This window comes from Acinetobacter sp. 8I-beige, from assembly GCF_902505955.1.
Lineage (GTDB): Bacteria > Pseudomonadota > Gammaproteobacteria > Pseudomonadales > Moraxellaceae > Acinetobacter > Acinetobacter johnsonii.
Genome location: NZ_LR732790.1, coordinates 1,178,095 through 1,190,667, shown reverse-complemented (window position 1 = coordinate 1,190,667; position 12,573 = coordinate 1,178,095). Strand labels below are relative to the sequence as shown.

The window sequence follows — 12,573 nt, the reverse complement described above, 5'->3', positions numbered from 1 at the left end:
CCCTTGGAAATTGTACTTCCAAGGGTCTTTTTATTTTTTATAGCTGAAATGAAACATTATGGTTAGAAAAAGCATTCCTAAATGCTTTTTCGCTGATTAGATTAAAAACGATAACCTACGCCAAGGTAAGTAATTAAAGGATCGATATCGATTTTAGTAGAAGAATGAATTAAACGATTTCCTGTATTTCTATCTATAACATCGATCGTCGTTTTATTATTTAATTTTGAATATGAAACAGACGCCACGCCGTACCAATTAGAAGTTATGTCATATGTTGCACCAAGACTTACGATTGGAGCAAAGGCATCTTCAGATTTTACTTTTACATAAGGAGATGCACTTGATTGCCCCCGATCTAGAGCGGCTCCAGCTTTCCCATCTAGAATATTTTGAATCATATGGCCTGCTGCCACTAAGTCAGCCTTGGTTTCTCCATTCACTTTAATGCTACCAAAATGTGCATACATGATGCCTAAGCCAACATATGGGCGGAATTTATTTATCCCAGACTTACCAAACTGATATTGTGCTTCAAATGCAGGAGTCCAAGCACGGACTGTCGCAACTTTAGACTTACTTCCTAAATTTGTAATTGGAATATCTTGTGCTAAAGGCAAATCAAGACCTATACCTGTATGGCCTATACCTGACATAGGCGCTAATATTTCTCCTTTTCCTTTAATATCGACTTTTGGCGGTATTCCTCCAATCAGCTGTAATGAAACATTATCATTTACATAATAATTCATCATTAAACCGAGCGTATCTGCATCTTGAACTTCAAGGCCACTCCCCCCTGCTGTCCATTGTTCTAAACCGTATAAGTCTGCACTACCTGACAAAGCATCTTTTAAATAGACCTCATCTGTGCCATTCACATTTTTTAACTCAAAGAACTGGCTCAATTCAGGTTCGTTCGGATTTTCTTTATACATATCTCCAAGCATATTAAGAATACTTTTCATAGCATCTGCATTTACATCCGAAGGATCAATTGAATTAACAACAGCATTCAATGAGACCGATCCAATATTTGCATTCCTACCATTTGCAATTGGAGTCGAAATATTAAATGGATTGGCCTTTCCTTGAGGCATAGCATGTAACCACCCCGCAGAAACAGAAAACCGTTTAAAACTTCCACCTGTAGCTGAAAAGCCTGACTGTGTAACACTCAGTAAAGCTATAGATACAACTAAAGCGCCTATTTTCATCGTCTAACTCCTTGTACGATATATTTTTTATTAAGTTTTATAAAAACACTTCTTTGTTTTTATATTTAGAAGTTATGTAATAAATGGAGTTATTTATATGATCAAATTGTGATCAATTTTTATCTTTTGTTAAAATATAAAGTATTTAATATCAATAAAGGCCTTACTTTATCAGATGGCCTTACTTTATCAGATAAGGCCTTTATGACTAATTAATGGATTTTTTAATTAATTATTAATGATATTTTGGTTTGTAGCCTAACTGTTCTTCTAGGCAGTCATAACACCACTGGAAAATAAAGGTATAAACCAAAATACACATGGTTAAACTAAAGTCGAGCACGATGGCTTGCCAAATACTCATTTGCATTGCATATGCGACCATTGGGATGGTTGCAAACATCAAACCACCTTCAAAACCAATCGCGTGAAGAACACGCACACCGATGGTTCTTTTTAGCTTTCTTTTCGCTTCAAACTTTTCAAAAAAATGGTTAAACACCATATTCCATATGACCGAAGTGACAGCCATGGCAATACCGAGTACACCTGTGACTTCTAAAGGCATATGGAATATGAAACTTAAGGCAACAGCAATGATCACCAATAGGATGATTTCATAGCTGAGCGCATGAATAATCCTTCTTTTGGAAATCAACATTTTTAATTACTCTTTCATGATTGGATGTTGGCTATTTTATTTTTATAATATTGATTAATCGAGTTAGGTTCTTTCAATAAAACTGAAAGATAGGAAATTATGAATATCAATCAAGAGCAACTTATTATTTTTAAAACCGTAATTGAGTCAGGCTCATTTTCAGCTGCTGCACGCAAGTTGGGTAAAGTACCATCGGCCGTGAGTATGTCAATTGCTAACTTAGAAATAGACTTAAACTTACAACTCTTCTTACGCGAAGGACGTGAGCCCACAGCAACAGCGCAAGCCCTGACCTTGTATGAAAAGACCGAGCAACTGCTGACCGAAATGAATCAATGGAAGCAACATGCCTATGCCCTAAGCCACGGTTTGGAGTCCTCGCTCAACATTGTAGTGGTATCTGAGCTTCTACATATGCAATGGATCGACTACATCGCAATATTAGAAGCCGAATTTCCCAGTCTACAAATCAATATTTTTTCTGCACCTCAAGAAGATGCGCAGAAAATGTTACTCAATGGCACAGCACAACTGGCACTGATGTTTGAACGTGAGCAACTGGAAAGCAGCGAACAGTTTGTAGAATTAAAACTCGAGACTTTAGTTCCCGTCGCCAATAAAGATTTTATTCTGGCGCAATTTCCACAAGTCAGTTTTGAACAAATTCAACACAGCCGTCAAATCGTGGTTGCCAGTCGTGATAAAAGCATTAAGCCAGAGTTGCTGTATTCCAAGCAGTATTGGCGGACAGACAACCATCACTCTGCTTGCGCCTTAATCATGCAAAACTTTGGTTGGGGCGTTTTACCCTTAGAAATGTTGAATGAAAACCCTCAGCTCAAAAAGCAGCTCAAAATATTAGATTTGCTGGATTTCACACCAAAGTTTGAATATTTTGTGGACTTGGTCTGGAGTCGTGAAAGTGAATTGGGCGCGGCTGCACGTTTTTTAATCCAACACATCCGAAATCAGCGTAAAAAAGTATAATTACTGCTGTTAAAACGTCCGAATCCACTTGGGTTAAAAGCAGTTTGTGTTATAAATAATTTACGGGTAATAACTTTAAGAACGAACGATCAATGACACAAACCGCATTAAACCAATTAAAAAGCTTAACCACCATTGTTGCCGACAGTAGCGATTTAGCGGCGATTAACCAATTTCGCCCGCTCGATGCAACCACCAATCCTTCTCTAATTACAGCAGCTGCAAGTCAACCTGAAAATAAAGAGTTGATTGAAGATGCTTTCGCTCAAGCCAAAGCGGAAGGCTTTGAAGATGACTTACTTATTGAACGCACAATCGACATTCTTACCGTCAAATTTGGTGTTGAAATTCTCAAGTTGATTGAGGGTCGTGTTTCCACAGAAGTGGATGCCGCGCTGTCTTATGATACCAATGCCACCATTGAAAAAGCCAAAGAGCTGCTGGCGTTATATAAAAACTACGGCGTAGATCAAGATCGTATTTTAATTAAAATTGCTTCGACATGGGCAGGTATTCAAGCAGCGAAAGTGCTGGAAGCTGAAGGTATCCATACCAACTTAACGCTTTTGTTTGGTGTGCATCAAGCACATGCTTGTGCGGAAGCGAATGTCACTTTAATCTCACCTTTTGTTGGACGTATTTTAGATTGGTACAAAAAGGCCGAAGGCGTGGACAGCTATCCCGTTGAAAAAGACCCTGGCGTACTGTCTGTGAAGCAAATTTACCAGTTCTATAAAGCACATGGGGTTAAAACAGAAATTATGGGCGCAAGCTTCCGTAGTATTGACCAAGTGTTGGGACTAGCTGGCTGTGACCTGCTGACTGTTGCACCTAATTTATTGGCTGCACTTGAACAAGACACGCGTGAAGTCAAAGCACAACTGTCAGCAAGTGATATTGCACCAGCGACAACTGCACTTAACGTACTCGGTGAAACTGAGTTTAGAGATCAAATTGAACATGACCTCATGGCAACGCAACTGCTACAAGGGGGTATTGATGGATTTATTAAAGCTCGTCAACAGCTGAACACACTGTTACGTCAGTCTTTTGGTTTAGATGAAGAAATTTCAGCTTAACTTGATTTTTCTTCTTTTAAAAGCCGATTTTGTTATCATGCAACATCGGCTTTTTTATTGAGAATACGTTGTGTTTGGTATTATCGACATCGGTACTTATATCATCGGTACAATTCTAATTGTGATTTTGCCAGGCCCAAACTCTCTTTATGTGATGTCCATTGCCTCACGATTTGGTATTAAGACAGGTTACTGGGGTGCATTAGGTGTTTTCACAGGTGATTTGATCCTCATTCTATGTACCGTGCTGGGTGCAGCATCTCTTTTACATGCTTTTCCTTGGCTGTTTATTTTATTAAAAATTGTAGGCGCACTCTATCTGTCATATTTAGGCATAAAACTCTTGATTGCAGGAGTCAAAACCTGGAGCTCTAGCCCACAACAGCTTGCAGCAAGTACAGATCAGAGCACTTTACAAAACTTACATCCTTTTCGTTCAGCGCTAACCATTAGCCTTTTAAACCCAAAAGCTATTTTGTTTTATCTGTCTTTTTTTGTGCAGTTTGTCGACCCAAATTATGCCTACCCAGCACTAAGCTTTGCCTTACTTTCTATTATTCTGCAAATCATCAGTATGGCTTATCTCAGTATTCTAATTTTTTCAGGTATTAAGCTGGCGAGCTATTTCAACCGACAGTTTAAAGTTGCCGCCGTTGCGGTGGCGACCGTCGGTCTGCTGTTTTGTGGCTTCGGCTTAAAACTGGCACTTTCCACACTGTAATTTTCGTGAATAATCTCATTATTTTCGATAAAAAATCCATCATGTGCTGTTTTCTTTTTCAAGAACCAGCGTATGATCCTTGAACAATAGTAATTTTCACTCATTCAAATTATGTTTTGATCTTCATGCAAAAATTATTTCAAGATTTCTCAGTTCCAGCAGTATTCGCAGGTTTTATTACCTTCCTCATTGGCATTAGTGTGTCTTCAGTCTTGGTCATTCAATCCGCCCAAGTCTTAGGTGCAAATACCGCGCAAATCAACTCATGGTTCTGGGCTTTAGGTCTGGGTATTGGTTTGAGTGGCCTGCTTTTATCTTGGAAACTTAAATATCCTGTATCGACCTCATGGTCTACGGCAGCACTGGCCTTAATTATTGCGACAGGCAGTGGTTATAGTTTGCATGAAGCGATTGGCGCATTTTTGGTCTGTGGTTTAGTTACTGCCATTTTGGGCTTTTTCGGTATCTTTGAAAAAGTACTGACGTATATCCCGCAAAGCCTAACCAGTGCCATGCTGGCAGGTGTGTTATTGAAGTTTGGTATTTCATTGTTCGCCAGTATGCAAGACCATTGGGGTTTTATTTTATCCATGCTGGCGGCTTATATTGTTTCTAAGCGACTTACCCCACGTTATTGCATTGTCATTACAGTGATTGCAGGCTTGTTACTCTGCCCGTTATTCTTAGACTTCCATACTCCTCAAATCACATGGAGCCTAGCGCAACCTGTTTGGATGGCACCTGAGTTCAGCATGTCTGCTATTTTAGGTTTAGCGCTGCCTTTGTTTGTGATCAATATGGCATCGCAATACTTACCGGGTATTGCCATGATTAAAAGCTATGGCTATAACCCCCACGTCAATCAACTGATTGGATGGACGGGTACCGCTCAAGCCTTACTCGCACCCTTTGGCTGTTATAGTGTCAATACCGCAGCAATTAGTGCAGCTGTCAGTTTAGATGAACAAGTTCACCCTGATCCATCAAAACGTTATATTGCGGGCATGAGCTGCGGTTTCTTCTATATCTTAATGGGACTATTCGCCGCCACCCTGACCAGCCTTTTACTGTCTTTCCCTGCGATTTTTATTACAGCATTGGCTGGTATTGCTTTGTTTGGCACGATTAGTCATAACATCGCGATTGCATTTGAAGCGGTATCAGACCGTGAGGCAGCCCTCATGACGTTCTTATTCAGCGCATCTGGGGTACAGTTCTTTGGCATTGGCTCTGCCTTTTGGGGACTACTCTTTGGTTTTGCAGTTATGCTTATATTTAAGTTTAAAGCCAAAAAAGTTTAAGCCCTCATATAAAAAAGCACCCTCGATGGGTGCTTTTTTATTTTCAAATATTGCTAACTTGAAAAATTAATGCTGATAACTTCGTTGAATCAATTCTTGCTTAAGTTGCATGGTCTCAGACAAATTTTCCACCTCGGTAAATGCTGTGAGCCAAATGCCATCTGCAGCATAGCGCAAAATTTTAAGCTCCAAGTCATTGTCTGTATCCTGATGTCGCGCTAAACGTTTTTCTAGCCACTCAATCCAATACTCATTAAAGGTCCGATCCGTCAGCATAATCATCGAAATAGCTGACCAAGAATGCTCTAAGCCTAGCACCTGCCTTTCCAAAGTAATCTCGATATAGGCTCGGGTAAAGCAACCATAACGATCACGGTCTTGACTAATCAACTCATCGACTACACGATCTAATTGTTCAAGCTGTTCCACAACCATCGCTTCTAGTAGCTTTTGTTTGTTTGGAAAATGATGAAAAACACCACCCTTACTCACGCCAACCAAATCAGCCACTGCTTGTATGGAAACCCCAGTCACGCCTTTTTCAGCAGCCAAACAGATCGCATGTTGTAGAATACTTTGGCGAACCTGTTCCGGTGCCTTTTTACGTGGACTTGCTTGTTGCATCGAACTTAATGCCCTGTTGAGTTTGAAAATAAGTTAATTACGACCACACCAGAAACAATCAGTGCAATACCGATCATTGCTGCAAAATCTAGACTTTGTCGGAAAACAAAGTAACCAATCAGAGCGGTTAAAACAATACCAACACCCGCCCAAATCGCATAAGCAATACCCAATGGAATCACTTTAATCACTTGAGACAATAAATAAAATGCCAACGAAAATAAAACTACCACCGCCAGTGAAGGCAATAGCTTGGTAAAACCTTCCGACTTTACCAAAAAAGTTGAACCAATCACTTCAGAAATAATTGCCATCGCCAGCAAAGCATAAGCCATTAATATAGGATTCATCAGAAACTCAACAACAAACATACCAATCGGTCGGTATGTTATTGAAATAGCAAAAACTAAACAAGGCTTTCTGCATACTTTTTTATTTTGTTTCAGTCGGTATTGAGGTCTGTTTTATAAAATCAATGGTTCGATCAAAGGTGATCTGGCTGGCTTGTTTACTCATCATAAACTGATATTCATGCACCAAAAACTCCTTAGAGTCTGGATAAAAAGCCTCCGTGACTGCAACCTGATGCTGCTTCAACACCTCGACGAAAGGTAAAGACTGGCTCTTGGTTAAAAAGTCTTTATTTCCTCCACTGATAAAGACAGATGGATACTGTGGCGTAATATGTTCACTGGTTGAAATTGACTTTAAAAACTCTGCATCCTCTTTACGCTCCCCTGTATAAGCTTGTACCAAGTTATAAACGCCCCATTCAATAAGCCTGAGTTCCTCAGGAGTCGTGTTTACAAAGCGATATAAGTCATAAATACCACAATGCAAAATTAGCCCTTTAAGCTGTTTCGGCTGAATGCTCGGCTTAAAATTGGATGCTTGAGCAAATGCGGGATTCGTCAAAAGTGCAGCATAATGACTGGCAATATTGGCTCCAGCAGAGTCTCCTGCTAAATACAGTTGGTTCGGGTTAATATGATACTGAGCAGCATTCAATTGTAAGAAATTCAGTGCATGATCGACTTGCTGCAACTGAGTGGGATAAATAGCCTCCGGTGCAAACTGATACTGTACCGAGACCACGTTAAAGCCTTGATTAGCTAGAAGTTTGAAATAACCTCGCGCATGCTCTTTCGACCCCGAAACCCATCCGCCGCCATGAATCCAAACCACCGTGGGCACTGTGTTTAATTGTTCAATATTTTGGGGTTGATAGATATCAACATTCAGCTCAGGGCTAGCTTGATATGGAATATTATTATGTACGATGACATCGGGAGGCGCAAAGCGATCTAGCATTTTCATTTGAATATTGGTCGCTGTATTGAACGTTCCCTCAATCAGTTTGGTATTCTTTTCTACACTTTGACACGCGCTCAGTAGCACAATCATGAAAGCAGTACTAAGTACTTTTATTATTGATTGAAAAATCATACTGTTCGGCTCCACCCTTTTTTCAAATGATTCTAATACAATCTCTATCGCATCGCATAATTAAACAGGTCTCATTTCAGCCTCATTTAAACACTAGAAGCATCTTTTAAAGAATATTGCTTTAAATCTGAAACTTGAGTTTTTTACTCAAGATTTTGGACACGTAAATTGGCTTTTTTTTGAATTATTTTCTTTAAATTTCATGAATTTTCAATTTTTAGCCCGATCAAAATTGAACATTTAATGGCAGTGTGTTATCAATAAATTAAGAACTAAATCTTATACAAAAAGGAGTCCCTCTGATGGCTTACCAACATATTTTAGTCCCTGTTGACGGTTCACAAATTTCTTTTTCTGCGGTTAAACAAGCGGCTGAAATTGCCAAAGTTTTTGGCAGTCAACTTACATTGATTAGCTTAGTTGCTGAAGACCCACTCAAAGATGCTGATTTTTACTATACTTCTCCAATCATGAAAGACTATTTCATACAAGCCTATAACAATGCTGAGAAAGCCCTTCAGGATGCGGTTCAAATTGCACAAGAACAAGGTGTAACGGCACAGTCTAAAATCATCAAAGGTGAAGTCTCTGAAGATGCTGTGGTCGAAGCGGCCGCTTCACTAAAAAATGACTTGATTGTGATGGGTTCACATGGCCGTAAAGGCTTTCAAAAATTCCTATTAGGCAGCTTTGCTCAAGATGTTCTCAAGTCTACTGAGCTCCCAGTTCTCATTGTTAAAGCTTAATCAACTATAACGCGTCTTTATATGAATTGATTTCGCATGTACTGCAAAATAATCCGCAAAAAGACGTACCCTTAAGGAGAAAATAATGAGCTACAAACACATTTTGGTTGCCGTCGATGAATCACCGATGTCTTATGCTGCTGTTGAACAAGCACTTGAGTTGGCCAAAGATTTAAATAGTCGTGTGACGCTCATGAGCGTGATTGCAGTTGATCCATTTGTTGGTGTTGACTTCTATAAAGTTGCACCAGCCATCACCGACTATTTCCTACATGCTGAAAAAGTCGCTCAAGACCGTTTAGCCGAAGTAAAGCTCTCATTTGACCGCGATGAAATTGAGGTGGATACCAAAGTGATTCGCGGCATCTCTCCTTCTGAAGGTATTATTCATGTGGCCGATGAAGTCGGTGCAGACCTAATTTTGATGGGCTCACATGGCCGTACAGGCTTTAAAAAGATGATGTTAGGTAGTGTGGCGCAAAATGTTCTCACACAGTCTCCGATACCTGTGCTGATCGTAAAAGTTTAAGCATTTATTTAAAACAAAAAAGACTGCCGAAGCAGTCTTTTTTGTTTGGCAGAACTCGTTCACTTTATTAGCTTTTACTAATCTGCTGATGCAAATTTTGCAAATAATGCTCTGCTGCCGACTGTTGCATAAAAGTTTTTTGAAATAACCCCGAAGCCTGATGGTTATGCGGACTATATTCAACATTGACTTGAAATGTTCCCAGTTCAGCACTTTTCGCAATACGAATAGCAATAATATGAACGGTATTTAAATAAAACCCATCTTCAATTTTAACTAACATATCTGTTTACACTCTACATGTTTGTCTGCCCAATAGCCTGTATACATAAGCCGAAAAAAATACAGAATATTGAGCTAATCATCTGTTATGCCATAACATTATACCCATAAAATGCGATTCATTTCACACTATTCACATGAATGTTCATTATTTAGAAAAATACCAATGTGCACTCTTCATGCTGTTATTCTTCAGTTCGCATAAAAAAGCCAGTCAGTAGACTGGCTTTTTTTATGTGTAGATCAGTTAAATACTTAACATGCCACTCAAAGTCTCACTGACATTTTTAGATTTCACTAGTGGTTTTAAAGCCTCAAGCTTTGCTTTCACTTCGCTACGCTGTGGCTCTGCCAATGTGTACCAACGTGACAAAACCTGAAGTAAACGAGAGCCAACAATTGGGTTTTTCTCATCTAAATATTTTGCCAGTCCAATGAAATGATCCACACCAAAACTCCATGTGTTCACTGGGTTTGCATTTAAGCCACCGCTCACTGAACGAATACGGTTCGGCACGCCCAAATCATAATCGGCATGCGAAGTGAGGTATTGAATGGTTTCCGTCGTAGCACAAGGATGTGCCGCTTGAAGTGTGAACCACTGATCTAGTGACAAAGCCTCATCTTTAAACCGTAGGTAAAAATCACGTAAAGCCGCTTCTGCTTGCGGTGCATCATTCCAAACCAAGACACGTAATGCGCCTAAACGCTCAGACATATTGCCTGTAGCTTCATATTGCTGATACGCCAGTTCAAAAGCACTTTCATCGCCTTGACGCGCCATCATACTAAGCATGATGTTTTTCAGCGCACGGACACCCATGGCTTGTGAGAACTCTTTTTGCAAATCTGGGTCTAAAGCCAAATAAGTGTCTTTACAGAACTCACCTAACTCACGTGCTAGTTTTTCAATTAAAGCATTACGCTGTTCTTGAATCTTCACAGGTTCGTAGTCGGTGTCGATACGACTACCCAAATAACCTTCGCTTGGTACATCAAATAAACGTGATGCCAAGAGTGGATCTTGTTCAACAAGATCTGGTAGCGTGTTTTTAATGGCTTGAATATAAATATGCGCATCATGACCATTGAGTAAAATACGCTCAAGCAGTGTTTGCGTTGCTTGCCATTGGTTAAAACCATTGGTTTCGTATTGAATCAGGAACGCCAACTCTTCATCGGTATAGTTAAATTCTAAGTTGACGGGCGCAGAAAAATTACGCAGTAATGACACGACAGGTTTCGTGCTTAAACCACTAAACACAATGCTGGCTTGGTCTTGATCGAAAAGATACACACCGTCTTTGACTGCATTTTCAAATAAACTGTCTGAGTTTAAAACCAATTGCTCACCTGTTGCAGCATCGAACAGTGCTAAAGCGACAGGAATTGGAACAGCTTGTAGGTTCGGATACTTAGTATGTGCTTTTAAACTTTGCTTAAAATTTAAGGTATAAGTTTGTGCAGCAGCATCATAATGCCCCTCAGCTTCTAACTTGGGTGTACCCGGTTGGTTATACCATGTTAAGAAATTGGATAAATTTACGCCTGAACCTGCGCTTAAAGCGGCTACCCAGTCTTCAACTGTCACGGCCTGACCATCATGGCGTTCAAAGTATTCATCAGTTCCTTTACGGAATTTTTCTTTGCCTAATAAGGTTGCCATCATGCGGTTAATTTCCGCACCTTTTTCATAGACCGTTGCAGTATAAAAGTTATTGATTTCCACAAAATGGTCTGGACGCGGTGGATGAGACAATGGGCCTGAATCTTCTGGGAACTGATGCGCTTTGAGTACCGCAACGTCATCAATACGTTGAACCGCAGCAGACTGCAAATCTTCTGAGAAAGATTGATCACGGAAAACCGTTAAGCCTTCTTTTAAACACAATTGGAACCAATCACGGCAAGTAATGCGGTTGCCTGTCCAGTTATGGAAATATTCATGGGCAATGACCGACTGTACACGCATAATCGCTGCATCTGTCGTGTATTCTTCATCCGCCAATACACATGATGTGTTAAAAATATTGAGACCTTTATTTTCCATCGCCCCCATGTTGAAAGCACTGGTAGCCACAATCATATAGTTGTCTAAGTCATAGGGGCGACCATAGTGTTCTTCATCCCAACGCATTGAATGCTTTAAGGCTTCCATTGCAATATGACATTTCGGAATATCTTTTTCTTCGGCATATATTTCCAAAGCCACATCACGGCCTTCAGAGGTCACATAACGGTCTTTTAAAACAGCCAAATCACCAATCACACAAGCAAACAAATACGCTGGTTTTTTGGTTGGATCTTGCCAAATGGTATAGTGACGACCTTCGCCTGCCTCGCCCGCTTCAATCAAGTTACCATTGGCAAGGAGCACTGGATATTTTTTGTCAGCTTCTACACGTGTGGTAAAGACTGAAAGGACATCAGGACGGTCCGGGTAAAAGGTAATTTTACGGAATCCTTCAGGCTCATTTTGGGTAACAAACAAATCTGATGCGGCTTGGTATAAGCCTTCAAGTTGTGTATTTGACTCAGGATGAATGATCACCGATGTCTCAAGCTTGATCTGATTTGGTGCATTACGAATCACCAACTGCTCTGCATCAAGCACATATTGCTCTTGGCTAAGTTGCTGACCATTCAGCACTAAACTTTTCAGCTCTAAATCACGACCGAGTAAAACCAAATCACCCTCAGTTTGGCGCGTCAGCTCCAGTACAGCATCAACTTTGCTATGCTCATCATAGACTTGAATATCGAGGTGAATGCTATCTACTAAAAAAGATGGTTTTTGATAGTCTTTTAAATAGACGGTTTGATCTGCTTCAATAATTGGATTTGCCGCAATATTCATGTCATGTCCTAATGCTATTGGTCTACAGCTTTATATTGTGTATGTTTTGATCATACGACAAGTTTGCCGTACTGTCTGTGTATGTTGAATGATATTTATATGGGCACGTTGAACAGGCTTTTC

Annotated in this window: 13 protein-coding genes; 6 read left to right on the top strand and 7 right to left on the bottom strand. The window is 40.0% G+C overall.

Annotated features, from left to right (window positions below; genetic code table 11):
* Positions 1-101: 101 nt before the first annotated feature.
* Positions 102-1,217, bottom strand: a complete 1,116-nt coding sequence (locus tag GVX98_RS05665) for an OmpW family protein (RefSeq protein ID WP_004984775.1) — start codon at positions 1,215-1,217, stop codon at positions 102-104.
* Between the two features lie 235 nt (positions 1,218-1,452).
* A complete protein-coding gene (gene aceI, locus GVX98_RS05660) occupies positions 1,453-1,878 on the bottom strand; it encodes a chlorhexidine efflux PACE transporter AceI (protein WP_004984778.1) in 426 nt (141 codons plus the stop codon).
* A gap of 99 nt (positions 1,879-1,977) precedes the next feature.
* Here aceI and GVX98_RS05655 point away from each other — a divergent pair, with 99 nt between their 5' ends.
* The 4 genes from GVX98_RS05655 (at position 1,978) to GVX98_RS05640 (ending at position 5,966) form a co-directional block, all read left to right on the top strand.
* Positions 1,978-2,865, top strand: coding sequence for a LysR family transcriptional regulator (locus tag GVX98_RS05655; protein WP_004984780.1), 888 nt, complete (start codon positions 1,978-1,980; stop codon positions 2,863-2,865).
* Positions 2,866-2,957: 92 nt separating this feature from the next.
* On the top strand, positions 2,958-3,944 hold the full coding sequence (gene tal / locus GVX98_RS05650) for a transaldolase (RefSeq protein ID WP_159127486.1): 987 nt from the start codon (positions 2,958-2,960) through the stop codon (positions 3,942-3,944).
* A gap of 70 nt (positions 3,945-4,014) precedes the next feature.
* Positions 4,015-4,665, top strand: coding sequence for a leucine efflux protein LeuE (gene leuE, locus GVX98_RS05645; protein WP_159127485.1), 651 nt, complete (start codon positions 4,015-4,017; stop codon positions 4,663-4,665).
* A gap of 125 nt (positions 4,666-4,790) precedes the next feature.
* Entirely contained in the window at positions 4,791-5,966 is a 1,176-nt protein-coding gene (locus GVX98_RS05640) for a benzoate/H(+) symporter BenE family transporter (RefSeq protein ID WP_010326831.1), read from the top strand.
* Positions 5,967-6,032: 66 nt separating this feature from the next.
* Here GVX98_RS05640 and GVX98_RS05635 read toward each other — a convergent pair whose 3' ends face one another.
* The 3 genes from GVX98_RS05635 to GVX98_RS05625 form a co-directional block, all read right to left on the bottom strand.
* The gene (locus tag GVX98_RS05635) at positions 6,033-6,590 is read right to left on the bottom strand and encodes a TetR/AcrR family transcriptional regulator (RefSeq protein WP_159127484.1); all 558 of its coding nucleotides are present in this window, start codon (positions 6,588-6,590) and stop codon (positions 6,033-6,035) included.
* A gap of 5 nt (positions 6,591-6,595) precedes the next feature.
* Complete coding sequence (locus GVX98_RS05630; protein WP_005401176.1) at positions 6,596-6,940, bottom strand: multidrug efflux SMR transporter; 345 nt, start codon at positions 6,938-6,940, stop codon at positions 6,596-6,598.
* A gap of 82 nt (positions 6,941-7,022) precedes the next feature.
* Positions 7,023-8,036: an alpha/beta hydrolase gene (locus GVX98_RS05625; protein WP_159127483.1), complete on the bottom strand. Its 1,014-nt coding sequence runs from the start codon at positions 8,034-8,036 to the stop codon at positions 7,023-7,025.
* 302 nt (positions 8,037-8,338) lie between these two features.
* On the opposite strand from GVX98_RS05625, the gene GVX98_RS05620 reads away from it, so the two are divergent.
* Both GVX98_RS05620 and GVX98_RS05615 read left to right on the top strand, forming a co-directional pair.
* Positions 8,339-8,782, top strand: coding sequence for a universal stress protein (locus GVX98_RS05620; protein WP_004696902.1), 444 nt, complete (start codon positions 8,339-8,341; stop codon positions 8,780-8,782).
* 85 nt (positions 8,783-8,867) lie between these two features.
* Positions 8,868-9,311, top strand: a complete 444-nt coding sequence (locus GVX98_RS05615) for a universal stress protein (RefSeq protein WP_004696899.1) — start codon at positions 8,868-8,870, stop codon at positions 9,309-9,311.
* Between the two features lie 67 nt (positions 9,312-9,378).
* On the opposite strand, the gene GVX98_RS05610 is transcribed toward GVX98_RS05615, so the two are convergent.
* On the bottom strand, positions 9,379-9,594 hold the full coding sequence (locus GVX98_RS05610) for a hypothetical protein (protein WP_004696898.1): 216 nt from the start codon (positions 9,592-9,594) through the stop codon (positions 9,379-9,381).
* Positions 9,595-9,840: 246 nt separating this feature from the next.
* Entirely contained in the window at positions 9,841-12,450 is a 2,610-nt protein-coding gene (gene pepN / locus GVX98_RS05605; RefSeq protein ID WP_159127482.1) for an aminopeptidase N, read from the bottom strand.
* Positions 12,451-12,573 lie beyond the last annotated feature (123 nt).

Bases quoted from the DNA above. Each gene is read 5' to 3' on its own strand.
- GVX98_RS05665 (WP_004984775.1), bottom strand. From the start codon at position 1,217: ATGAAAATAGGCGCTTTAGTTGTATCTATAGCTTTACTGAGTGTTACA.
- aceI (WP_004984778.1), bottom strand. From the start codon at position 1,878: ATGTTGATTTCCAAAAGAAGGATTATTCATGCGCTCAGCTATGAAATC.
- GVX98_RS05655 (WP_004984780.1), top strand. From the start codon at position 1,978: ATGAATATCAATCAAGAGCAACTTATTATTTTTAAAACCGTAATTGAG.
- tal (WP_159127486.1), top strand. From the start codon at position 2,958: ATGACACAAACCGCATTAAACCAATTAAAAAGCTTAACCACCATTGTT.
- GVX98_RS05640 (WP_010326831.1), top strand. From the start codon at position 4,791: ATGCAAAAATTATTTCAAGATTTCTCAGTTCCAGCAGTATTCGCAGGT.
- GVX98_RS05635 (WP_159127484.1), bottom strand. From the start codon at position 6,590: ATGCAACAAGCAAGTCCACGTAAAAAGGCACCGGAACAGGTTCGCCAA.
- GVX98_RS05630 (WP_005401176.1), bottom strand. From the start codon at position 6,940: ATGAATCCTATATTAATGGCTTATGCTTTGCTGGCGATGGCAATTATT.
- GVX98_RS05625 (WP_159127483.1), bottom strand. From the start codon at position 8,036: ATGATTTTTCAATCAATAATAAAAGTACTTAGTACTGCTTTCATGATT.
- GVX98_RS05620 (WP_004696902.1), top strand. From the start codon at position 8,339: ATGGCTTACCAACATATTTTAGTCCCTGTTGACGGTTCACAAATTTCT.
- GVX98_RS05615 (WP_004696899.1), top strand. From the start codon at position 8,868: ATGAGCTACAAACACATTTTGGTTGCCGTCGATGAATCACCGATGTCT.
- GVX98_RS05610 (WP_004696898.1), bottom strand. From the start codon at position 9,594: ATGTTAGTTAAAATTGAAGATGGGTTTTATTTAAATACCGTTCATATT.
- pepN (WP_159127482.1), bottom strand. From the start codon at position 12,450: ATGAATATTGCGGCAAATCCAATTATTGAAGCAGATCAAACCGTCTAT.